Genomic DNA, 21,906 nt, shown 5'->3' on the forward strand with positions numbered 1-21,906 from the left:
TCCTTTCGTTGCGTACTACCTTGGATGAAGGGACATTCAACTCCTTTTTTCCCTGTTTACTTTGAAGAAAAACCAATTAAATTGATTATTCTGAATTTAAAAACCGCTATTCTTTTCCTTTTCCCCTTTCACTTTATAAGTGAATTCAAGCTCTACTGTTCTGTCCGCACCCATTCGCACATGAAATTCCAGAGTATGGGCATTTTTCACTTCATAATCGTGAGTCGAAGACTCCATCTCCCAAATGGGATCACTGATCACATGTTCGACAAGTACGGCCACGTTCTCAGTTTTGGTATTTTTAATTTTGTAAATAAAGGTGACGTATTCAAACCCGCCGGTCAGATTGCGGCTTTTTTCAAAAGATTCATTGGTCAAATCGAAAGCTTCACCCAGCATGACTGAGATTTTCCTTTTAGCAGCCGTGTGGCTGATTCTGTCTTCGCCGATAAATTCCAGCTCTTCTTCATTGCTGCGTCTGTATACTTTTATGGTTCCCGCGGGAAGCGGCATATGCGCTTCCCCGCCAACGGCACTGATAAACTGCAGCTGTACCGATGCATTCATATTCCGATTTTCAATTCTGTAGATTTTCTGAAATCCGGCGCGCTGGCCGCGAAGAAATTTAACCTGTTTCAAGACGCTTTCTTCAAGCGAAAAAATTCCATCCAGGCTGTAGACAATCCCTTCTGAAAAACTGGCGGGTTTCAATTCATGAGAAAAGTTTTTTGCGCTGTGCCGCCCGATTTCCTGTAAAGGGGAAGCCGCTTCGACCCTATTGAAAATACCGGCTACCGCTTTGATGCGGCAATTATCGAAATCCGCTCCTATATAGTTCCTGATTGTTATCCAGCCATTCAGCAGCAGTTCATCACCCTCAAGTTCCGCAATATAATTCGCTTCCCAGCTGAGCCCTGAAACGAAATAGTACAGTTCGATTTCCGCATCCCCCTGCAATGGTTCGACGCGGCAGAAAAACGCAGACTCTGAAGGCACTACCTCTGCACTTGCCGGCAGAATAAGATCTCCGGCGGGATTTATGAGGATTTCACCTGTTTCCATAATTTCTCCAATAAAATCCGGTTCCGCCTTCAGTAAACGCACTTTTATTTCACTGCCCGCCTCTGCATTCCTGATTGTCACCAATCCGCCGACATACTTTTTCAGCAGCCGGTTTTTATCCATTATGCCGTCTTGGTAGTCCTGTTCAAGGACGGCTGCCCCTTTAATGAAAAAAGACTCTGCTTCAATTCCAGCCGGAAGGCCTTTGATGGCCAGGCAATCGATTTCTGAATCCGCATGCAGACCCCTTACTTCCCTGACAGCCGTAAAGTCATTATAAATTGTCAGCTCCACCGATTTTCTGCTGGCTTTCCCTGACTGAAGCTCCATCCTGCACCTCCTTTGTCATCGATCAAAATAAACTTTTAAATATTCTATGGTTTCAATCCGGCATGATTCCGAAAGCGGCGATCTTTTATCATGAACCAGATCGCCGTAAAGTAAATCATCCAGAAATCGAACTTCTTCCCGAAACGTTTTTTTCTGCACATCATCAAACACTTCTAAATCCACATAAATGGAAGCATCTTGTTTTGTAAAATCGATGATTATCACTTGATTGTCCATGTGTCCCTCCTGAAAACAGATGTGCTCCATAACAATTAAAATCTCCCTATAAGAGAATTTTATCACTTTCAAATTTTATTGCCATAGATTTCTGATTATTCAAATTATATTTTATTTTAAAAAGCCGATGATGAAACAGGATTGCTGTTCCACCATCGGCTTCAAATCTGTTATTAATAATAATAGCTTCCTTCACTGACCAGCAGTTCAGGAAAATCCTTTTCAATCACTTCTTCAAGGCCATATTCCTGCAGGATCTCAAGCAGCTCTTCTTCATCAACTTTGCAAGAATCCAACAGCTCACTCCTGTCATGGCTCTTAAATTTCAAAATGTATTTTTTACGGCCATTCTTTGACAGCACATAAACGTCCATCGGCACATAGCTTCTGATCGTCCTAAAATCCTGATGCTCGATTACCGATGCTGCATCCATTTTATCCAAGTGGGTATAGATAAAAGCTTCAGATCTTTTTTCTTCCGCTGAAATGAAACTCATCTTTGCATGATGCCTGTTGATGAAGCGTTCAGATAATCGCTGATGGAATGTGATTGTTTCCCATTCAACTTTGGTGCGATATTTTTCAATAAACAATTCTGACAGCACTTGGTGGCGGGTTACAGCAGTCCAGTCCACCCGTTCGGGATGACGGTCGATCAACGACATCGGCAAATGCTGGCAAGCCGATAAGGAAGGCCAGGACAGTTTTTCACTGTGCCGTTCGATAAAAGCTGGCGAAAGACCTTTTGCATTCAACATTTCTTTTTTGCGCGAAACAATTTCCCAATACTGTTTAAGATTAAACGGACTTGCTTCATTTTCCCTTGTCTTGGCTTGTCTTTTGCTTAACTTCTCCGTATCCGCGCTCCATTTTTCCGCCTCAGCAAATTCCTCGATAAACGCCTCTGACACTTTCTGGGTGCGGATGACTTCATCCCAATACAGGCGTCCGCTGAATTCGCGGATAAATTCTTCCGATAATTGCTGATGTCCTGAAACCAGATACCAGTTAACCTGCGCTTCATTCTCCCGGATGAATTCCTCTGATAATTTTTCTGTTTCGCATATTGTATTCCACGAGATTGAACGTTTGTCTTTAATCGCTCTCGCTTCCATTAGTTCGTTCAAATCATCAAACATTGCGTCCACTCTCTTTTCAAATGATATTCCTTTTTCCTCATTCTCCGGCGGCTGACTGTTTATACGAATAAAACCCGCATACCGGTATAACCCGAAACGCGGGAAGCAGATTCTTATTGATTCTTTCTTCTGGTTCTCGACTTTTTTCCATCTATTCAGCTTGCATTATAGAAGCGATTGATTTAATGTCCGGCTGCTTTCGCCAAATATCCGAATCAATTGCCTGATATAGTTTTTCATCATAATTGCTGCTCTCAAAAACCTTCTCTCTTATGTTAACTCTCTTATTCCCCAAAGAAAAGGACTAAAACAGAAATATGTTGTTTTTGATAGTAAATTGACTCTTTATTATGCTAAAACATTCGTTTCAGGGCTAAAGATAAAAAAAAAAGAAAGTCGAAACCGGCTGGAATTTCCAACGGGTTTTGACTTTCTTCTATTAGTATAAAAGTAACAAACTATTTTTTCACCTTTACGATCGCCACTGTACATCTTGAAACACAAACAAGCCGCTCTTCTTCATCTACGATTTTGATATCCCATACCATTGTCGTCCGTCCCTTATGCAAGGGCGTACCAATGGCAGTAACGATTCCGTCACGCTTCCCTCTGATATGATTGGCATTGATTTCAAGCCCTACCGCAACTTCATTTTCCTGATCAACCAGATTCCAGGTGCCCATACTGGCCACCGTTTCGGCAAGTACGACAGAAGCTCCCCCGTGAAGCTGGCCATAGGGCTGATGTGTTGAAGAATTGACCGGCATGGTCGCTGTCACTCTGTCTTTCGTCACTTCCCCCATTTCGATCCCTAAAACTCCGGCAATCGTTTCTTCCATCGGTTTAAGCTTCATTGTTCTTCCTCCTCTTAATATTGGATTGTTCTTGTTGCAAGCATGTCAAATATTACATCTTTTGGCAACGCCTTTTACTTTTGCTGTCTTTTTTTAAGGAAAAACCCGATACATTCATTCTTGTTTCCTTTTAAACCTTGTTTTCATTTTTGTAATCTAATTGTAACAATAAATCGTATTGCCTATTCTATTCGTTGCAGATAGAATAGAGAGTACTAAAATTACTAAGTATACTTTACTGTTTAACTATAAAAAATTTACAAATAAAGGGAGAGAAACTATGAATAAGATTGCCTTTTCAGTAATTGCATCCGGCTCCTTGGCCCTTTTAATCGGAGTTGCAGATGCAGAAGCAAGTTCAACTTACACGATCAAATCAGGCGACAGCCTATGGAAAATTGCCAGCCAGCATAACGTTTCAGTAGCTGATTTGAAAGCATGGAACAAACTGACTTCAGATGCCATTTTCCCGAATCAGGTTCTTAAAGTGGCAACGGCTGCAACGGGCAGTTCAACAACCACTCCGGCACCTGCGCCGACACCGGCTCCTTCCCAGCCAGTCAGCAACACGACCAATACATATACAGTAAAATCAGGCGATACTTTATCAAAAATTGCATCTTTACATAAAACGACCGTCAGCAAAATCCAGGAACTCAATAAGATTTCCGGCCACCTGATTTACCCGGGACAAAAACTTACTGTCAGCGGAGCGGTTTCTGCCCCTGCAGTCACTGCACCAACTCCGCCGCCGGCCACAGCAGCACCAGCTCCAGCTCCATCAGCTGGAACTGCGAGAACTTATAAAGTTGTCAGTGGTGACACATTAACAGGAATCGCTTACCGCAACGGTATTTCGGTGACACAATTGATGAACTGGAACGGTCTTACTTCCAGCATGATCCGCGTTGGGCAAGTTCTAAAAATTGAAAACTCCACAGCGGCTCCTTCACAAACAACGCCTGTATCAAACCCGGCTCCACCGGCAGCGACTGATACAGTCGGCAAAATTGTGGAAACAGCAAAATCGCTTGTCGGAACACCATATGTATGGGGCGGCTCGACTGCCAACGGATTCGACTGCAGCGGGTTCATCTACTATGTCTATAACCAGGCGGGCATCAAAATTCCACGCACCAGCACAACTGGCTATGATTCACGTTCATACGACATCAGCTCACCACAAGTCGGCGATCTAGTGTTCTTTGAAAACACATATCGCGCGGGAATTTCCCACATGGGAATCTATATCGGCAATAATCAGTTCATCCACGCAGGCGGAGACAAAGTTCAAATCACAAGTTTGAGCAACAGCTATTGGAGCAAGCACTTCTCTGGCTATAAACGCCTTTATGCAATGGATTAATATCAACCTTCAGCCTTTCTTCCGTAAACTCGGAGGAAAGGCTTTTTATTTTAATGGCCGATTTTTTGCGGTTTTTCGGTGAATTTATGGAGTTTGGCGTATTTGGCCTTAAGTTGGGCGTAAATCGATGAAAGTTGGGCGTATTTCACTCGAAGTTGGGCATAAATCGATGAAAGTTGGGCATAAACTACAAAAAGGATGCCGGCACCATTCGTACCGACATCCTCTCTCCTTCTTTTATTCGCGTTCCATTTCCGCAACGAGCGCTTCCGCCAGATCCTTGCCGTTCTGGATGCACGCACCGATGCCGACTCCGTAATAAGAGGCGCCAGCCAAACGGACATTCGGCAGCTGCTCAGCCAGTTTCCGCTCCAACCCTTCAACAGCCGCTTTATGATGCATATTATAATTCGGCATATTGCCATTCCAGCCTGTGACTTCCACCGATTTCGGTTCAGCCTCCAATTTCAGGCTCTTGCGGATGTCTGCCATTGCAACAGCGGCCAGCTGCTGTTCCGTCATCCCTTTCAATTCATCGAATCCTGGATTTGAACTCTTATAGAACAAGCGGACCAGCAAGCGGCTGTCCTTTGACGTATGCTGCCATTTCCGGCTTGTCCACGTGCAGGCGTTGCAGCGAAGATCCGTGTTATCGGAAACAATGAACCCTGTGCCGTTCGCGGGCAGTTCCGCATCCGGAATATCAAAGCCGAGGTAGATGCTGATCAGTGATGAATTGTGTAATTCATTGAATTCAGGCTCCAATTCAGGCATCTGCAATACCTGCTGAGCCGAATGATGCGGAGTCGTCAGGATGACGTAATCCGCTTCCACTGCATCACCGCTCTCCAATTCGAGCGTTACAATTCCATCGTTTTTCCGGATCGATGCAACTCCTGTGCCTTTCATAATTGCGGCATCCGTCAGGGTTTCTTCCAGCCGGTCGATCAACACTGCCATGCCGTCATCAAACGACAGGAATTTTTTATTGGCCGCGCCCTGGAACTTGGTCCGATTGGCACCCAGTCCTTTAATGATGCTGCCGTATTCATTTTTATAATCGACCAGGTAAGGCAAAGTCGAAGCCAGTGTCAGCTCGTGCAATTTGCCCGAATAGACGCCTGACAATACAGGCGCAATCTGCTTCTCAACCAGTTCTTTCCCCAAAAAGCTTTCGAGAAACTCGCCGATTGAACTGTCGCGTGTGAAATGCTCATTCTTCGTTTCGAAATCCTTTAGCGCCTCCTGCTTGCCCTGTTCGGAAATCAGCGTCGAACTGAACAGCGCCTCTTCATCCATCGGGATGCCGAACACTGTATCTGCCGGTATCGGATGCAACCCGCTGTCCGTGTACAGATATGAGATGCCTGTGCCGTTATAGACCACGCGGTCCTCGAGTCCCAGCTCTTCGACCAGCGGCCAGACACTCCCGTGTCGCGCCACAATTGAGTCCGCCCCTGTTTCCATGATGAATTCAGCGTCTCTGACGGTACGGATTTTGCCGCCGAGCTCTATATTTTTTTCGATCAACACCAATTCAACATCCAAATTCTTCTTACGTTTCAATTGCTGGAAATAATGCATAGCTGAAAGGCCCGTAATGCCGCCTCCGATAACCGCCACTTTCTTCATGCCAACCTCACTCCTTACTGTTGATTCCATTTTAACAATAAAACCGGCAGCCTGCAGTCGGTGATATTTGTATTCTACGTGAACGAATAACAGGCAGTTTCATTTGTTAGATGCCATTCCGTAAACATGATAGTATGGTAATAAAGTAATACAAGAATGAAGGAGAGTAAAAAATGCAAAACCCTATCGACAAAACGATCATGGATAGACGTTCCATCACCAATTTCAAGTTGGACCCGGTCGACATCGATGAAATCATCGAGCTTCTCGATATCGCCAAATGGGCTCCCAATCATAAAGTCAATGAACCTTGGCGTTTCCTGCTATTTGCAGAAGCCGGCAAAGAAAAATTTGTGGAGGCGTTTCTTGGCGCCGCTTCAAAAGTCAACGGCGCACCTGCTCCGGCTGCGCTCAATAAAGCAGAATATTTCCGTGACATCCCGCTTCACTTGGTCGTCGTCATTTCTGAAGATCCGCGACAAAAACAGCGCGATGAAGATCTTGGCGCTGTCGCTTCCCTGCTTCAGAACTTTCAACTGGCAGCGTGGGAGCGCGGAATCGGCATGATCTGGCGTTCCAACGACTGGATTTATAAGCCGGAATTCCGTGAGGCGCTTGGCGTCCAGCCAGGAGAGAAAATTGTCGCTACGATGATGATCGGCTATCCGCAGACGGTTCCGCAAAAACGCGAGCGGACGCCTATCCGCGAAAAAACGACGATTATTACCGAATAGACAGCAGCAGGCAAGGCCCCGAATCTGAATTCGGGGCCTTGCTTTTGTTTTATTCCCAACTTTGGTCCGTTTATTCCCAACTTTGTCGCTTTTATTCCCAACTTCGTCGCTTTTATTCCCAAGTCACAAATTCCATAAGAAAAGACGCCGCAGATGACGGCGCCGTCCCTCTTTTATTTCAATACCGACATTGCCCCGACTGCTCCTGAGTATTCTCCGTTCTCCAGAAACAGCGGCACGGCGCCTCTTAAAACCGTGTAGCTTTCCACTACTTCTTTTAGCAATGGATTGTGGAAGAAAGATGAGCCGATGTAGATGATTGTGGAATTATTGCACTGCTTCGCCGCATGCACGCTGACGGTGCTGACAGTTTCCCCGACCAGACCGATGACAGCGGCGAGCAATTCCTCTTTCGACAATTCATGTGCAACTTCAAAGATTTTATTGCCGAAATTACTGGCCGTCAGCTCGCCGGAAATCGGCGGCGTTTTGCCTTCGTAAATATGTTTCACTTTCAGATCGATCCGGTCCCGCGACCCTTTGCGCGCCAATGCAACCATTTCTTCATAATCCATCACGCCTGTCAATAATCGGCTTAAGCCGACCAACGTGCCGCCGCCAATCCCGGTGCCGCCGATGCGCTCCTGCTGATTGTTTTCGACACAGTGGATGGAAGTTCCCGTTCCCACGTTCGTTAAGAGATAGGAATCATCATCCCGGCCCATTTTTTCCAACAGGAATTGCACACCCAGATGAGTCGCTTCAAATTCGACCATTTCCAGCGCTTTTTTATCCAATAAAGAAAGAAGAACTCCCGACTTTCCTCCAGTAATGCAAATGTCACTATCGCTCAAATCGTTTACCCATGAAGCCACTTGCTGAATTTCCGCAATTGGATACTTGTCAAAGTGGAGCGTTCCATTTTCGGTGTACGCAACTTTGATCAGCGTACCTCCTGCATCTATTCCGACAATCATACTTGCACCTGCTCTTTCCCGCATTTCAACCATCAAAACGCCAGCTAGTTGTAAATCACATGATGAAATTCTACCACAATAATGACAGCAATGTGAATCACCTGACCTTTCGCAACACGAGATAAGCATATATAATAATTCCATAATGAACTGCGGAGGAACAAACCATGGGTAAAGGCAAAATTATTTTATTAAATGGAGTTTCAAGTTCAGGAAAGTCTACCCTGGCGCGCGAGCTGGTCAATCAGCTGGATGGCTATTTCCATTTAAGCATTGACGATTATGACGGATTTATTGAAAAGGCGGAAAACAGGGAAACGGGACATCTGATTCCTGTGCCGACCGAATTTTTTTACCATCGCACGATTGCCATGTTTTCTGATTTAGGCGTTAATGTCATTGCTGATCAGATTTTACATGATGTTTCCACAACAAAAGACTGCTTCACCGTCTTACAGAGATACCCTGTATTTTTCGTCGGTGTGCATTGCCCGCCTCCGGTTCTTCAGCAAAGAGAAAGCCAGCGAGGCGACCGTCCGATAGGCCTGGCTGAAATACAATTAAATTTTATTCACCAACAAAGGCACCTTTACCATTTGGAAGTGAATACGTACAAAGACACCATTGCAAACTGTGCAAAACAAATTCAGAACGCTTTGCAAGAACATCATCCGCTTGTGGAATGGGCAATTGCTGAAGAATATACACAAGCCATAAAGGATGTTTGATCTTTCATTGAATATGAAAAAGGAAGCTGCCCACTTTTAGGACAGCTTCCTTTTTAAATTTACAGCTCCTTTTCCTGCTTTAGCGCAAAGCCATACGACGAGTTGAACAGCTTGAACAATTGCTCAAATTTGCTCAGGATATCGAGCGCCAATAAGCCGTTTCCTTCAGCTGTTTTCGGATAGCCCAGCGGCACTGTGCGCCGTACGAGCTGGGCATACAGTTCCGCTTCTGTCAGGTCACGGGCGAATTCATTTTCTGCGATGTTCTTGATGAGCGCCAGTGCTCCTGATACATGGGGCGCCGCCATGGATGTACCGGACAGGCTGGCGTATTTGCTGCCGGGATACGCCGAATAAATATCGGTGCCGGGCGCCACCAGATCGATCTCATTATTAGTGTTGCTGAACGGGGCAATCTTCCGTCCGAAATCGACCGCGCCAACTTGAATGACTTCACCGTAAGCACCGGGATAGACGAATTCATCCGTTTGCGGACTGTCATCACCTTCGTTTCCGGCGGCACAGACGACCGGAATCCCTGCATCCACCGCACGCTTCACCGCTTCATACAGCTCCGGAATATCCTGCGGTCCGCCAAGCGACATCGAGATGACGCTGGTCTTTTCACCGTTCGGACCGGTCCAATCCACCGCATAGTGAATACCATTGATGATGCCTTCATAATCACCGTTGCCTTCACCGCTCAACACCTTTAAGATAAGCAAATTCGACTCTGGAGCCACTCCTGCAATACCGCCGGTTTCCTGATGCGAAGCTGCTGCTGTTCCCGCTACATGTGTACCGTGACCATTATTGTCATCAAAATTGGATGGATCTCCGCCAAAATCAGGCGTGAAATTCCTTCCTTCGATGATTCGGTCTTTCAGGTCCGGATGATCCGGCTGACAGCCCGTATCCAAAATCGCGATGACATTCCCTTTCCCTTTTTCCGCGGCATCCCATACAGCAGGCGCCTGAATCATCCGGACACCTTCCGGAATCTGAGGCGCTCTCGATGAAATTTCTTCTATACGATATGGTATCAAATGAATATCCGGCATTTTAACTCCTCCTTTTGTTTTTTAAAAAATAAAACCCGGCATAAACGCTGCCGGGTCTGATTTACACTTCGCCTAGCATACGGGCGCAATGGCGTCCGTTCGGCATTAGATTGAATGCATATTATAATTGTTTGAAGCCGCCTGTATTCGCGCGTACTTTGACTTCCGCAAATTTCTTCTCATCGATTTCACGGGAAACCAGCGTGCCGACAAATCCTCCGATAAAGCCAAGTGGAATGGAGACAATCGCCGGGTTAGTCAACGGAAACAGCGGAGTTCCGGTAAGAATCGCTGCACCAGCTTCCGGGCTTAAGACACTCGGGCTGACCGATACCAGCACCAGAGCGGAAATCAAACCGGTCAGAATGGCTGAAACAGCTCCTGCCGTATTGAATTTTTTCCAGAAAATCGTATAGACGATAACCGGCAGATTGGCGCTTGCCGCAATACAGAATGCCAAAGAAACCAGGAAAGCCACGTTGAGGCTTTGAGCGAAAATCGCCAGCAGGATGGAGAATGCTGCCACACCGACAGATGCATATCTGGCCGCCAGCATCTGCTGGCGTTCTGTCGCTTCCCCTTTTTTGATGATTTGCCCGTAGATATCATGGGCAAACGCTGAAGCACCGGACAGCACTAGTCCTGCAACAACAGCCAGGATGGTCGCAAAGGCCACCGCCGAGATGAATGACATGAGAATGTCTCCTCCCAGCGCTTGGGCCAGTAAAGGCGCTGCCATATTCCCGGCCGGATTTGTTGAAGTGATCAAGTCAGCACCCACAAATGCTGCTGCGCCGAAGCCAAGGAATATGGTCATGACGTAGAATATGCCGACGATCCATGTCGCCCACATTACGGAACTTCTTGCCGTCTTCGCATCCCTGACTGTAAAGAAGCGCATCAGGATATGCGGAAGGCCAGCCGTCCCAAGAACCAAAGCCAGCATCAGGGAAATCGTATCCAACGGGATTTCATATTTCACGCCAGGTTTCAAGTAAGCTTCCCCATGAGGCGTCGCCGTTTTCATTTGTGTGAACATTTCCATGATATTGAAGTTGAAATTCTTCAAAACCAGGAATGACAGCACAACTGTCCCCAACATCAGCAGGACCGCTTTGATGATCTGCACCCAGCTTGTGGCAGTCATGCCTCCGAACAATACGTAAATCGTCATCATGATTCCAACAAGCAGCACCGCCCATAAATAATCGATGCCGAAAAGCAGCTGGATCAGCGCGCCTGCACCCACCAGCTGGGCAATCATATAGAAGATGACTATAGTGATCGAGCTGAGCGCCGCAGCGCCGCGTACTTTTTTGGCGTTGAATCTGGCATTGATCATATCAGCCAGTGTATACTTCCCAAGATTCCGCAAAGGTTCAGCCACAACGAATAAAACCACAAGATAAGCCACTAAATAACCGATTGAAAAAAGGAAGCCGTCAAAACCGAATAAGGCGATCGAACCTGCAATACCCAGGAAAGACGCAGCGGACAGGTAGTCACCGGCAATCGCCATACCGTTTTGCCAGCCTGTGAGTCCGCCGCCCGCTGTATAGAAGTCGCTGGCGGAATTCGTTTTCTTGGCTGCGTAATATGTAATGACCAATGTCATCGCGACGATGACTAAAAATATGATTATGACCGTAGCATTCATCGGATATCCCCCTTCTCTTCATAGCCGAATTCCTTCAATGTCTCTTCGGCCATCTTATCAAATTGGGCAGCCCGCTTCATGTAAACGGTTACAAGTATCCACGTCATCGCGAATAATCCAAATGCAAATACCCAGACCCATGGAATGTCGCCCGCAATCGGCGCATCCAGCCAGTTCGTATAGGAAATAACAATATTAAAAGCCAGATATAAACCTAAAAATAAAGCGGTTGCCGGAATAAGAAACATTTTCTTTTTGCGCATCAAATGTTTGAATCCTTCAGAGCGCTCGATCTTTTCAAAGTCCGGTACTTCCGCTGCTCCTCCCGCGCTTGCAGGTTTCACTTCATTTCCTTCTTTCGTCAAGGGCCCTTGCAGCGCTTCGCCAGTAATCGTTTTTGCCATCCATTCTTCCCTCCAATTAATTAAATATTTTTAATTTAATGATAATTAAAGCACTAACATACCGACCGGTCAATAAACAAATTGGAAAAATTTAAAAACAGTTCATATTCCATAAATTTAAAATATTATCCAACTATTAGGAGGACTTTTTACACCTTTTGAAATCTAAAAGTCCTAAAATAAAAAAGCCGACCATAGGGTCAGCTTTTTTATAGCTTATGGAAAAAAAGGTTAATCTAAATAATCGAAATTGCGCATAACAGCTCCGCTTTCCTGGGGGCTTGCACTGAGCTAACTCGGCCTCGGTCCCCTTCGCCCGAGTGGATCTCAGCACTTCGCTCGAATCGGAGTTGGTTTACCAACTCCGATTCTAATCCCCTGGGAGTCTCGCTGTTTTGCTCCATATCTCAGAATCGCTTTCTATAAAAAGTAATCTAACTCTTTTGGCTTTCTGCGAAAAGGCAAAGTTGTGCTCCTGTCTCTGCGCTGGCTTCGGGAGATTAAAAACTATACATCGAAATGATTGAAGTAGATGAAATTTCTTGTGCGCCTGGAAAAAGCCGAACTCACGGTCAGCTTTTTTGAATCAATTGCATACGTTGGTTGAACAGGGTCGGATACGATAAGAAACCGAGCATTACACTGGTGACTGACGCTGTCGTCAGCAACAGGAACATGATCAGCAATTGGAATTGGACAGCCTGAATCGGGTCGGCGCCTGCAATGATCTGGCCGCTCATCATACCGGGCAATTGGACAAGCCCAACCGTTTTCTGGCTTTCGATGGTCGGGATCATACTGGCTTTGATCGAGTTGATCAATTGGTTATGGATGGCCTGCTTCGGTGTGCCGCCAAGAGATAAGACCAATTCCGTTTCATCCTGATGCGATTCGACTTCCGACGTAAATCGGTTGAGGAAAAGGATCGACAGCACCATCGAGTTGCCGATGACCATGCCGCTGATGGAAATGATGTACTGGGCCGTCGGCGGTGTAATATTCAGGCCGATCAGGATGCCCTGAGTCAGCACTTCGACAAAAATGAGCGTAATGGCCACTTTCCAGGTGATCCCCTTGATGGAAGCACCTTTATTGCGCGCGTTATGCGTAGCGGCGACAATCATCAATGTCACCATCAGGAAGATATAGAGGAGGCTTTCCGAATCAAAAACGAATTTCAGGATAAAGCCGACAAGCAGCAGCTGGATGATTGAACGGACTGTTGCAATAATGGTATCGCGTTCAAGCCCAAGATTCAGGGTTTTTGAAAGGACAAGCGGAATGACAACAAAAATCAGTGTGATCGATAACGTCAGATAAGTCATTGCGCTCCCCCCTGAACAAATGATTTCACGCGGTCATTGGACGGTGCCCGCAATAAATCGCTTTCGCCGGTTTCAACGACTTCACCGTCCATCATCACCCAGGTAAAATCTCCGATATCAAGCGCCTGCTGAAGATTATGCGTTATCCAGATGATGGTCGTGCCGTATTTCTGATTGATCAGCGTAATCAATTCTTCCACTTCCTTCAATGAAGTACGGTCCAGTGAAGACGTGATTTCATCGAGCAGCAAAATTTCCGGTTTGTTGACAAGCGTCCGGGCAATGGATACTTTCTGCCGCTGGCCGCCAGATAGATCTGTGACTTTGCGGTCCAGGAATTTTTCTCCCAGTCCTACATCGCGCAACAGGTTCTCCGCTTCTTTTTTATCGTATTTCTCTCCGCGCAATTCCACTGGCAGTGCTAAATTTCTATAAACTGTGCCACTGACCATCGGCGCACTCTGCAAAGCGATGCCGACTTTCCGGCGGAGTTCGACCGGTTCGAAGCTGTTGATTTGTTTGTCTTTAATGTAAATTTCTCCGGATTCAGGCGACAACAAGCCATTGCACAATTTCAGCAAAGTTGTTTTGCCGGCACCTGATGGCCCGACAAGCGTCGTAATTTTCCCTTCCGGAAATGAACCTGTAATCCCACGCAGTATTTGATTGTCATTGATTGAATAATCCACGTGGTTAAAATGGATGGCCGGTTTGTAATCCGTTGTCACCTTATCATCTCCTTAAAAGAAAAACAGCACACAGTCAGCAGTGTGCTGTTTTCTTTACAACTATTCTTCCAGTTTTCTGGCTGCGAATTCGTCGTCCATTTTCAGGAAGTACTCGCCGCCTTCTTCGATTCCTCTGACGCGTGTAATGATGTCACGGAATGTTTTCTCTTCTTCCATCTGTTCTTCTATAAACCAGTCAAGGAAAGATAAAGTGGCATGTTCCTGCAATTCATCCGCCAAAGTAACCAAGGCATAGATGTTGCTGGTCACTTCTTTTTCCTGCGCCAATGAACTTTCGAGAACGTCGATTGCACTTACGAAGTGGTTTTTCGGTTCAGTCAAACTTTGCAATACCGGCTTTTCGTCCATAGCTGTTAAATAATGATAGAACTTCATTGCATGGAAATGTTCTTCACGGGATTGGACCAAATAGAAATTGGCAAATCCGTGAAAGCCTTTTTTCGAAAAATAAGCTGCCATGGCTGTGTAGGCATGAGCTGCCTGCAATTCATTGTTAAACTGATCGTTCAATGCATTTGTAAGTTTTTCAGGTAACATGTTTAATTCCTCCCTTTTCTAAATAATAATTATTCTAATGTAGACAATATACCATACCTTTATATCAAAAGAAAGTAATTGAGAATTATATAATTTAATTGAGAATAATAATCATTTACCACTGAATTCATTTTTAATTAAACGATAATAATTATCGTTTAAAAAAATAGTTTGATTTCGAGAGAACTCTTTACTTACTTTTAGTAACCGATTGTAGTACTATGTTTTTATTACAGAAATTAATGGGGGAATTTGAATGCCACAAATGAAATTGGAACCGCAGGTATTTGCGGTCTTAAAAGATAAAATACAAATGATCAAATCACAGGAAGGTGCCATTTACCTGGTCGGGCCGATTCGTCTGCCGGTCAATCTGGACGGCGATACAATTATTTTCAACTGGTATTGCTGGTTAAACCTTGAAGAAGTCACAGAAGACTACGAGAAAATCATTGAAAAGCTGTCCTCCGCCAATCTGGCTGAATATCAGCAATCCAGCGTACTCGTCTATGGAGATTTTGAAAACAGCGAAGACGCTTTGATCCGTATGCATTCGATTTGCCATACCGGAGATATTTTCGGCAGTAAACGATGCGATTGCGGTTTCCAGCTGAAGCAATCGATGAAACGCATCGCACAGCATGGCAGCGGCGCCTTGTTCTACCTTGCAAATCATGAAGGCCGCGGCATCGGCTTGTTCAGCAAAGCGATGGCATATGTGCTGCAGGAGAACGGTTATGACACAGTCGAAGCCAATGAAAGCCTTGGGTTTGTAGATGATTCCAGAAGTTACGATGATGCGATAGCAGTATTAAGCGCATTGCGCACCAAACCTGTCACGTTAATGACCAATAACCCGAAAAAAGTGGACGCTATTGAAAAAGCCGGGTTGGCGATCGCTTCCCGCACTTCCTTATGGGGAGACGAATCTGAATATAACGCCGCTTACCTCGATACAAAAGTAAGACGTTCCGGCCATATCAAAGGGGAGGACAGCGTCCATGCCAAATCATGAGTTATATATGGATCTCGCGCTGAACAATGCACGGACCATGAAAGGGCAAACAGACCCTAACCCGCTCGTCGGCTCCGTCATCGTGAACCATAACCGTATTGTTGGTGTCGGCGCCCATTTAAAAGCGGGCGAACCGCATGCAGAAATCCATGCTCTGCGGATGGCCGGCGAAGAGGCGCACGGCGGTACGATTTATGTAACGCTGGAGCCCTGTTCCCATTTCGGGCGGACCGGTCCTTGCGCGCAGGCGATCATCGATGCCGGGCTTAAAAAAGTCGTGATTGCCGCTCTCGACCCTAACCCCCTCGTCTCCGGCAATGGTGTAAAAATGCTGGAAGAAGCGGGCATTGAAGTCGTTTCCGGTATCCGGGAGCAGGAATCCTTTAAAATGAATGAAGTGTTCAATAAATTCATCACCACTAAAAAGCCCTTTGTTACTTTAAAGGCGGCTTCAACGCTTGATGGGAAAATCGCGACCCATTCACTCGACAGCAAATGGATCACATCCGAAGATGCCCGCCGGGACGTCCATGAATTGCGCAGTGAGCATATGGCGATTCTTGTCGGCGTCGGCACAGTGATCGAAGATGACCCGGAGCTGACCGCACGCATCCCGAACGGCCGCAACCCGATCCGCGTCATTCTGGACTCTTCCTTGCGCTTGCCGCTGGATTCCAAAGTGGCTGTGGACGGCGCTGCCGAAACCTGGATTTTCACGAGCCGGACATATGACCGCTCCAAAAAAGAGCAGCTGGAACATTCCGGTATCCGCATCTTTGAAACTTCCGGTGAAACACGTACCGATGTGAACGATATGATGCGGATTCTCGGCGAAAACGGCATATCCTCTTTATTCATCGAAGGCGGCGGTACGGTCAATTCCGCATTTCTTGAAAATGGACTGATCGATAAGGTGGTCCTCTATTTCGCCCCGAAGCTTGTCGGCGGCAAGAATGCCCCCACCTTCCTTGAAGGCAGCGGATTTGAGTTGATGAAAAATGCTGTCGATTTGGCAGACGGAGAATTTACGAAAATCGGTAAAGACTTTAAATTTACCGGTTACCCTGAAAAGTGAGGAATCAGAAATTATGAAATTCGGTTTTGATGTAGATGATACTTTAATCAATCTAAGAGAATATGCTTTTCATTATTACCAGGAAAAATTGGGTCAGAAAGTAGCTATTGACGTGTTCCATGAACTGGACCGCGTAGAGATCCATGAAGCGTTCGGCCTGACCGATGAAGAAGGCAGGAATATGTGGAATAAGTCAGTCGATTATATCTATTACACTGATTGTCCGACTTACCCGGGAGCAGTCGAAGTGCTGCAGCAGCTTAAAGCTGAAGGGCATGAAATCTACTATATTACGGCGCGCTCGGCAAAACACGGTGAAGACACAAAAGCCTGGCTGAAAAAACAAGGGTTCCCTGTAGAGGACGACCGCTTCTACTGCGGGATGAAAGATGATGAGAAAGTGAAAATCATCGAAGAACTCCAACTGGATTATTATTTCGATGACAAGCCTGAAGTGCTTGAAACTCTTGCGCGTGACGGATTGAATGTTTTTGTCATGGACCAGTCCTACAACCGCCACATGAAGCTGCCGCGTTTCAGCAATTGGACAGAGCTGCATGAATTGATCAAAGATGAAATAAAATAACCCGCTTGCCTTGGTTGGAACAACCGCACAGTTTTAAAACGGCCTGGATTTTCCAGGCCGTTTTTCTATTTCCAGAATTTCATTTATCCCATTCTGTCTTCTTCACCCATTGCGCAATATCCCAAAGCTTCATCAAAAAAAGCTGCCAACAGATTATGGCAGCTCTCAAACTCAGCCGATTCAATAATCGGCGTTTTTTATTTTTTTGAAGACGGTCACGAACGTCCCCGGATCATTTGGCACCTTGTAAGTGACAACACCTCTATGTGTATGCAGATAAAGAAGATTGGCATCATCCGAAAAAGACTTGTACGAGATATCCCAGACATTGTTCAAGTTTAACGTAGCAGTGGGGGAAACAAGGACATCTTCATACAAATGAAGATCGAACTCGCTTGTGGTAATTTTCAACTCTCCCGCTTCAATGGAACGTTCCGTATTGACATAAGTGATAGTGGACAATAAATTCGATTGCTCCATTTCTCCGGAAGCCTCCTTCAACTCTTTGTATGAAGTCTACCGCATTCCAAAAGCGTGGCGCAACCAACTCGGGCTGCGAAAAAGCAGATAGACGGCGCAACGGAACAAATGATACAATTTTCACACAAATCGATTTGACGGAGGCTCATGCGCATGGACAGCTGGTTCGGTATAACATCCCAACATTATTTTACGCCGTTCTCAGCCAGCCACCTGACTGTGCTTGCCATTGCTGCTTTGGGTATATTCCTGCTGATCGTATTCAGAAAACAATTAATGTCCCGCCCCCTTCCATTCCAAGTTTTGCGCTGGATCTTGTTTTCATTATTATTGCTGTCCGAAGTTTCCTATCAATATTGGACCATTTCAAACGGAATCTGGAATTTCGCCGGACATGTGCCCCTCCACTTATGCGGAGTGGCTTCGATTACGGCCATGATCGGGTTGTTGACCATGCGCCGGAGCTGGATTCAGATTTCCTTTTTCATCGGCATTGTTCCTGCCTTTCTTGCGCTGGTCACACCGGACTTGCCATTTGATTACCACCACTTCCGTTTTTGGAAGTTTTTCGTTCATCACACCGCCATCCCTTGGGCTTGCCTGTTCCTGGCTTTGGCAAAACCTGAAACTATTACGCTGCGTTCCGTTATCAAAGTCTTCTTATTGCTGGTCGCTTATGCGCTTGCCATCGGCTACCTGGTAAACCCGTTAACCGACGCTAACTACCTGTACCTTATGCAGCTGCCAAATACCGTTACTCCTTTAAGCTTCTTCGGCGACGGCATCTGGTATTACCTGAATTTAGGCATCACGGCTTTGCTGCTGTTCCTGCTCCAGAACTTCCTCTGGAACCGTTATATCAATAAAGACAACAAAAGACTCCTGTAAGGGGAGTCTTTTGTCTTTCCTGTATGGCCCTTATCATTCCGTGTCAAAGTATTCGTTCGTCAGATCGCCATTGACGCCAATCCCTGCTGCACTGCCTTCTCCTGCAGCAATGATCAGCTGGGACGGCACGATCTGGGAAACATCCCCTGCTGCATAAACGTTCCAGACGTTTGTCCGTCCGTAATCATCTGTAGCAATTCCGCCGTGATCGTTTATTTTGCAGCCAAGTTCTTTACCGAATGGAGTCGTGTGGCTCCATTCCGGCGTAGTAAATCCGCCTGCCCGATCTACCAGCGTTCCGTCTTCGAGCCTGACTCTGCGTAATTGCCCATTTTCGCCTTCCAGGCCATCGATCATTTCTTCATGAACTTTTATGCCTTTCGCTTCGAGTTTTGCTTTTTCATCTTCTTCCAGCCTGCCGACGCCATTTGTGAAAACGACGAGATCTTTGCTCCAGTTATATACTTTCTTGGCAAGCTCATAAACCATTTTATCAGCGATGATTGCCAACGGCTGATTTTGAATTTCCCATCCGTCGCAGTACGGGCAACTGTACAAACTGGTGCCGTAAAATTTTTCAATGTCCGGTATATTCGGCAATTTTTCCTTTACTCCGGTTGCCAAGATGATTTTTACGCTATGGAAAGTGTCGCCATCCGCTGTTTCCAGCTGGTAATGGGTTTCAGTGATGCGCTTGATGCTGACAACCCTCTTTTTCTTTAGCTGTACACAATCATATTTTCCCACATCTTCGCGTCCAAGCTTTTTTAATTCCGATGGCTGAATGCCGTCCCGAGTCAGAAAGCCGTGTGCTTCCCATGTCACCAGGTTGCGTCCATGATCATCATCAAACAGCAGTGTATTCCGCTTCGAACGGCCGAGCACCAAAGCCGCACTCAATCCCGCTGGTCCTCCGCCAATTATGGCACAATCATATATCAAGCCTTCCACCTCTTCCTAATTAAGCTTTTCCCGTGCTTTTTCCCGCATCTTCCAGTTCATAAACTCCATCAGAAAAATCAAAAAAGCCGGCTCCCATCAATCAGGAGCCGGCTTGGATTTATTTTAATGGGTTCAATATTTCCGTTAATGTATCGATGAAAAATTCATTTTCTTCATCTGTACCGATGGTCACACGGATATGTTCAGGCAAGCCCCAGGTTTTGCCGTAGCGAACGATAATCCCTTTCGCCATCAGCTGCTGATAAACCTCTTCCCCGTTTGCCCCTATTTGCACCAGGATGAAGTTGGCAGTTGTTTCAGTGTACGGCAACCCCAGTTTTTCAAAGTTTAAGTATAAGAAATCGCGTCCTTTTCTATTGGCGTTGAATGATGCAGTGACATGCTCCGTATCCGTAATTGCTGCCGAAGCTGCAATTTGTGCCAAAGTGTTGACGTTGAACGGCTCTTTCACTTTCAGGATGGATTTGATGATTTCTTCCGAAGAAATGCCATAACCGATCCGCACGCCGGCGATGCCATAGATTTTAGAGAAAGTCTGTAAAGCGATTACCGGCTGCCCCTCGGCTACAAATTCAAGTCCGTCGGTATAGTCTTCTTCATCGGCAAATTGGCTGTAAGCCCCGTCAAATACCACCAGGATATCTTTAAGCTCCGTTAATAAACGCGCCATTTCTTTCCTGGCGATATATGTGCCCGTGGGGTTATTCGGCGAACAGATATAGATGATTTTCGTTTTTTCAGTAATGGCTTCGAGGAGTTTATCTACATTATATTGAAAGCCTTCATCAAAAGGCACTTGTTTAACGACCGCTCCCATAATATGCGCTCCGAAATCGTACTCGCTGAATGACGGAGAAGGTACGATGATTTCATCCCCTTGTTCCAGAAAAGCTTCAGATATTAATGTAATCAATTCGTCAGCGCCGTTGGTCGTAATGACCTGCTGTTTTGCAACGCCGTATTGGTCGGCAATCGCCTGGCGCAGGACACTGGCGTCTGCATCCGGATAGCGGTTCAGGTCCGCAAGGCTTTCCTGAATGGCTTTGACTGCTTTTGGAGAAGGCCCTAACGGATTTTCATTGGAAGCCATTTTGATGACACGGTCAAGCCCCAATTCCTTCTGCACTTCCCATATCGGCTTTCCAGGTGAATACGGCTGGATTATATCAAGTGTTTTACGTGTTTTGATATTGCTGCTTTTCGTCATTCGAATTCCTCCATGATGGTTATTATTATTGAAAGAAGTAATTAATTAATCATACCATCTTTTTGTATCATAGGAATACGGAAGTATTTGTAACCTTCGAACAAATGTGGTTTACTTTAACGAGAAAGATTGAAGAGGAGAATTGCACGATGAAAAAGATGAAGTTAATGGCTTTACCCCTTTCTTTACTATTAATGCTTGGTGCTTGTTCAGACGAAGATAAAGCAGAAGAAACTTCTGAACCCGCGGAGTCAGAAGCAGTTCCGGAAACGGTAATTGATGAACCTGCTACGGATCTCGACTTGCCGGCTGCCGATGATGTAGTAGTTATCGTGAACGGCGAAGAAATCAAAGGCACTGTCTATAATAGTGTAGCCCGGCAATTGGAAAGCTCTGTTGCCACCCAGGGCAAGAAAGCCGATGATCCGGAAGTTGCGGAGCAAGTGAAAGAGCAAGCCATCTCTGTCATTGTGGGCAATAAATTGGTTATCCAGGATGCCATTGAGAAAGGCCATGAAGTGGATGAAGAAGTTTTGGAGCAACGTTTTGAAGATTTGAAAAATCAATTCGAAAACGAAGAACAGATGAATGTTGCGCTGAAGAGAACCGGTTTCACATTGGATGATATGAAACAACAGCTGCGTGAGCAATTGATCTACGAAAGCTATCTTGCGGATGAAATAGAAGGCGCAGAAGTGACAGAAGAAGATCTTAAAGAAGCTTATCAGGGTTATGTCGACTCCACTGAGGGAGAAACGCCAGAATTCGAAGAAATGAAGCCGATAATCCTCCAGTCCCTGGAAGACCAGAACGAAAAACAAGCAGTCTATGATCGCATTGAAGAACTGCGGGAAGCTGCTGATGTGGAAGTTAAAATTTAAATAATAGTAAGAAAAACCT

24 protein-coding genes are annotated in these 21,906 nt (G+C 45.8%); 8 read left to right on the forward strand and 16 right to left on the reverse strand.

Annotated features, from left to right (window positions below):
- Positions 1-96: 96 nt before the first annotated feature.
- The 4 genes from D2910_RS11140 to D2910_RS11155 form a co-directional block, all read right to left on the reverse strand.
- A complete protein-coding gene (locus D2910_RS11140; RefSeq protein ID WP_117313534.1) occupies positions 97-1,392 on the reverse strand; it encodes a DUF4139 domain-containing protein in 1,296 nt (431 codons plus the stop codon).
- 15 nt (positions 1,393-1,407) lie between these two features.
- Positions 1,408-1,629, reverse strand: a complete 222-nt coding sequence (locus tag D2910_RS11145; protein WP_117313535.1) for a hypothetical protein — start codon at positions 1,627-1,629, stop codon at positions 1,408-1,410.
- Between the two features lie 173 nt (positions 1,630-1,802).
- Positions 1,803-2,768, reverse strand: coding sequence for a hypothetical protein (locus tag D2910_RS11150; protein ID WP_117313536.1), 966 nt, complete (start codon positions 2,766-2,768; stop codon positions 1,803-1,805).
- A 458-nt stretch (positions 2,769-3,226) separates the two neighbouring features.
- Complete coding sequence (locus D2910_RS11155) at positions 3,227-3,622, reverse strand: hotdog fold thioesterase (protein ID WP_084243246.1); 396 nt, start codon at positions 3,620-3,622, stop codon at positions 3,227-3,229.
- 280 nt (positions 3,623-3,902) lie between these two features.
- Between D2910_RS11155 and D2910_RS11160 the strand changes: the two genes are divergently transcribed.
- On the forward strand, positions 3,903-4,988 hold the full coding sequence (locus D2910_RS11160) for a C40 family peptidase (RefSeq protein ID WP_117313537.1): 1,086 nt from the start codon (positions 3,903-3,905) through the stop codon (positions 4,986-4,988).
- 50 nt (positions 4,989-5,038) lie between these two features.
- Here the strand turns inward: D2910_RS11160 and D2910_RS11165 are convergent, their stop codons facing one another.
- Positions 5,039-5,248: a hypothetical protein gene (locus D2910_RS11165; protein WP_117313538.1), complete on the reverse strand. Its 210-nt coding sequence runs from the start codon at positions 5,246-5,248 to the stop codon at positions 5,039-5,041.
- Positions 5,226-6,620 (reverse strand): protoporphyrinogen oxidase, encoded by a 1,395-nt coding sequence (locus D2910_RS11170; protein WP_117313539.1) that lies wholly within the window; start codon positions 6,618-6,620, stop codon positions 5,226-5,228. The genes D2910_RS11165 and D2910_RS11170 overlap by 23 nt, the downstream gene beginning before the upstream one ends.
- A gap of 173 nt (positions 6,621-6,793) precedes the next feature.
- Here D2910_RS11170 and D2910_RS11175 point away from each other — a divergent pair, with 173 nt between their 5' ends.
- Positions 6,794-7,354, forward strand: a complete 561-nt coding sequence (locus D2910_RS11175; RefSeq protein WP_117313540.1) for a nitroreductase family protein — start codon at positions 6,794-6,796, stop codon at positions 7,352-7,354.
- 173 nt (positions 7,355-7,527) lie between these two features.
- Here the strand turns inward: D2910_RS11175 and coaW are convergent, their stop codons facing one another.
- Positions 7,528-8,364 (reverse strand): type II pantothenate kinase, encoded by an 837-nt coding sequence (coaW, locus tag D2910_RS11180; protein ID WP_338088695.1) that lies wholly within the window; start codon positions 8,362-8,364, stop codon positions 7,528-7,530.
- Positions 8,365-8,498: 134 nt separating this feature from the next.
- Here coaW and D2910_RS11185 point away from each other — a divergent pair, with 134 nt between their 5' ends.
- Positions 8,499-9,059, forward strand: coding sequence for a chloramphenicol phosphotransferase CPT family protein (locus tag D2910_RS11185; RefSeq protein ID WP_117313541.1), 561 nt, complete (start codon positions 8,499-8,501; stop codon positions 9,057-9,059).
- A 59-nt stretch (positions 9,060-9,118) separates the two neighbouring features.
- Here D2910_RS11185 and D2910_RS11190 read toward each other — a convergent pair whose 3' ends face one another.
- The 6 genes from D2910_RS11190 to D2910_RS11215 all read right to left on the reverse strand — a co-directional run bounded on the left by D2910_RS11190 (position 9,119) and on the right by D2910_RS11215 (position 14,792).
- Complete coding sequence (locus D2910_RS11190) at positions 9,119-10,120, reverse strand: S8 family peptidase (protein ID WP_117313542.1); 1,002 nt, start codon at positions 10,118-10,120, stop codon at positions 9,119-9,121.
- 121 nt (positions 10,121-10,241) lie between these two features.
- A complete protein-coding gene (locus tag D2910_RS11195; RefSeq protein ID WP_117313543.1) occupies positions 10,242-11,777 on the reverse strand; it encodes a solute symporter family protein in 1,536 nt (511 codons plus the stop codon).
- Positions 11,774-12,181, reverse strand: coding sequence for a DUF485 domain-containing protein (locus D2910_RS11200; protein WP_117313544.1), 408 nt, complete (start codon positions 12,179-12,181; stop codon positions 11,774-11,776). The genes D2910_RS11195 and D2910_RS11200 overlap by 4 nt, the downstream gene beginning before the upstream one ends.
- Before the next feature lie 572 nt (positions 12,182-12,753).
- Entirely contained in the window at positions 12,754-13,506 is a 753-nt protein-coding gene (locus D2910_RS11205; RefSeq protein ID WP_084243254.1) for an ABC transporter permease, read from the reverse strand.
- Positions 13,503-14,234 carry an ABC transporter ATP-binding protein gene (locus tag D2910_RS11210; RefSeq protein WP_084243255.1) on the reverse strand — a complete coding sequence of 244 codons (732 nt, stop codon included), beginning with the start codon at positions 14,232-14,234 and terminating at the stop codon, positions 13,503-13,505. The genes D2910_RS11205 and D2910_RS11210 overlap by 4 nt, the downstream gene beginning before the upstream one ends.
- A gap of 60 nt (positions 14,235-14,294) precedes the next feature.
- Positions 14,295-14,792: a ferritin gene (locus D2910_RS11215; RefSeq protein WP_117313545.1), complete on the reverse strand. Its 498-nt coding sequence runs from the start codon at positions 14,790-14,792 to the stop codon at positions 14,295-14,297.
- Positions 14,793-15,048: 256 nt separating this feature from the next.
- On the opposite strand from D2910_RS11215, the gene D2910_RS11220 reads away from it, so the two are divergent.
- From D2910_RS11220 to D2910_RS11230, 3 genes are read left to right on the forward strand one after another with little or no spacing between them, the layout of a single operon-like run.
- Entirely contained in the window at positions 15,049-15,807 is a 759-nt protein-coding gene (locus D2910_RS11220; protein ID WP_117313546.1) for a GTP cyclohydrolase II, read from the forward strand.
- The gene (gene ribD, locus D2910_RS11225) at positions 15,794-16,882 is read left to right on the forward strand and encodes a bifunctional diaminohydroxyphosphoribosylaminopyrimidine deaminase/5-amino-6-(5-phosphoribosylamino)uracil reductase RibD (RefSeq protein ID WP_117313547.1); all 1,089 of its coding nucleotides are present in this window, start codon (positions 15,794-15,796) and stop codon (positions 16,880-16,882) included. Before D2910_RS11220 ends, ribD begins: the two co-directional genes overlap by 14 nt.
- A gap of 13 nt (positions 16,883-16,895) precedes the next feature.
- Complete coding sequence (locus tag D2910_RS11230; RefSeq protein WP_240633609.1) at positions 16,896-17,468, forward strand: 5' nucleotidase, NT5C type; 573 nt, start codon at positions 16,896-16,898, stop codon at positions 17,466-17,468.
- Between the two features lie 180 nt (positions 17,469-17,648).
- Here the strand turns inward: D2910_RS11230 and D2910_RS11235 are convergent, their stop codons facing one another.
- Positions 17,649-17,948 carry a hypothetical protein gene (locus D2910_RS11235; protein WP_101802490.1) on the reverse strand — a complete coding sequence of 100 codons (300 nt, stop codon included), beginning with the start codon at positions 17,946-17,948 and terminating at the stop codon, positions 17,649-17,651.
- A 153-nt stretch (positions 17,949-18,101) separates the two neighbouring features.
- Between D2910_RS11235 and D2910_RS11240 the strand changes: the two genes are divergently transcribed.
- A complete protein-coding gene (locus D2910_RS11240; protein ID WP_084243261.1) occupies positions 18,102-18,836 on the forward strand; it encodes a YwaF family protein in 735 nt (244 codons plus the stop codon).
- Positions 18,837-18,869: 33 nt separating this feature from the next.
- On the opposite strand, the gene D2910_RS11245 is transcribed toward D2910_RS11240, so the two are convergent.
- The gene (locus tag D2910_RS11245; protein WP_244896206.1) at positions 18,870-19,787 is read right to left on the reverse strand and encodes an NAD(P)/FAD-dependent oxidoreductase; all 918 of its coding nucleotides are present in this window, start codon (positions 19,785-19,787) and stop codon (positions 18,870-18,872) included.
- 109 nt (positions 19,788-19,896) lie between these two features.
- Positions 19,897-21,006: a histidinol-phosphate transaminase gene (hisC, locus tag D2910_RS11250; RefSeq protein ID WP_117313549.1), complete on the reverse strand. Its 1,110-nt coding sequence runs from the start codon at positions 21,004-21,006 to the stop codon at positions 19,897-19,899.
- Between the two features lie 149 nt (positions 21,007-21,155).
- Between hisC and D2910_RS11255 the strand changes: the two genes are divergently transcribed.
- Entirely contained in the window at positions 21,156-21,887 is a 732-nt protein-coding gene (locus tag D2910_RS11255) for a SurA N-terminal domain-containing protein (protein ID WP_117313550.1), read from the forward strand.
- Positions 21,888-21,906 lie beyond the last annotated feature (19 nt).

Source organism: Planomicrobium okeanokoites, assembly GCF_003428875.1.
GTDB lineage: Bacteria > Bacillota > Bacilli > Bacillales_A > Planococcaceae > Planococcus > Planococcus okeanokoites.

Coding starts and splice junctions, on each gene's coding strand:
- D2910_RS11190 (WP_117313542.1), bottom strand. CDS start 10,120: ATGCCGGATATTCATTTGATACCATATCGTATAGAAGAAATTTCATCG.
- D2910_RS11255 (WP_117313550.1), top strand. CDS start 21,156: ATGAAAAAGATGAAGTTAATGGCTTTACCCCTTTCTTTACTATTAATG.
- D2910_RS11220 (WP_117313546.1), top strand. CDS start 15,049: ATGCCACAAATGAAATTGGAACCGCAGGTATTTGCGGTCTTAAAAGAT.
- D2910_RS11160 (WP_117313537.1), top strand. CDS start 3,903: ATGAATAAGATTGCCTTTTCAGTAATTGCATCCGGCTCCTTGGCCCTT.
- coaW (WP_338088695.1), bottom strand. CDS start 8,364: ATGGTTGAAATGCGGGAAAGAGCAGGTGCAAGTATGATTGTCGGAATA.
- D2910_RS11195 (WP_117313543.1), bottom strand. CDS start 11,777: ATGAATGCTACGGTCATAATCATATTTTTAGTCATCGTCGCGATGACA.
- D2910_RS11200 (WP_117313544.1), bottom strand. CDS start 12,181: ATGGCAAAAACGATTACTGGCGAAGCGCTGCAAGGGCCCTTGACGAAA.
- D2910_RS11235 (WP_101802490.1), bottom strand. CDS start 17,948: ATGGAGCAATCGAATTTATTGTCCACTATCACTTATGTCAATACGGAA.
- D2910_RS11230 (WP_240633609.1), top strand. CDS start 16,896: ATGAAATTCGGTTTTGATGTAGATGATACTTTAATCAATCTAAGAGAA.
- ribD (WP_117313547.1), top strand. CDS start 15,794: ATGCCAAATCATGAGTTATATATGGATCTCGCGCTGAACAATGCACGG.
- D2910_RS11175 (WP_117313540.1), top strand. CDS start 6,794: ATGCAAAACCCTATCGACAAAACGATCATGGATAGACGTTCCATCACC.
- D2910_RS11215 (WP_117313545.1), bottom strand. CDS start 14,792: ATGTTACCTGAAAAACTTACAAATGCATTGAACGATCAGTTTAACAAT.
- D2910_RS11140 (WP_117313534.1), bottom strand. CDS start 1,392: ATGGAGCTTCAGTCAGGGAAAGCCAGCAGAAAATCGGTGGAGCTGACA.
- D2910_RS11155 (WP_084243246.1), bottom strand. CDS start 3,622: ATGAAGCTTAAACCGATGGAAGAAACGATTGCCGGAGTTTTAGGGATC.
- D2910_RS11185 (WP_117313541.1), top strand. CDS start 8,499: ATGGGTAAAGGCAAAATTATTTTATTAAATGGAGTTTCAAGTTCAGGA.
- D2910_RS11240 (WP_084243261.1), top strand. CDS start 18,102: ATGGACAGCTGGTTCGGTATAACATCCCAACATTATTTTACGCCGTTC.
- D2910_RS11205 (WP_084243254.1), bottom strand. CDS start 13,506: ATGACTTATCTGACGTTATCGATCACACTGATTTTTGTTGTCATTCCG.
- D2910_RS11170 (WP_117313539.1), bottom strand. CDS start 6,620: ATGAAGAAAGTGGCGGTTATCGGAGGCGGCATTACGGGCCTTTCAGCT.
- D2910_RS11145 (WP_117313535.1), bottom strand. CDS start 1,629: ATGGACAATCAAGTGATAATCATCGATTTTACAAAACAAGATGCTTCC.
- D2910_RS11150 (WP_117313536.1), bottom strand. CDS start 2,768: ATGTTTGATGATTTGAACGAACTAATGGAAGCGAGAGCGATTAAAGAC.
- hisC (WP_117313549.1), bottom strand. CDS start 21,006: ATGACGAAAAGCAGCAATATCAAAACACGTAAAACACTTGATATAATC.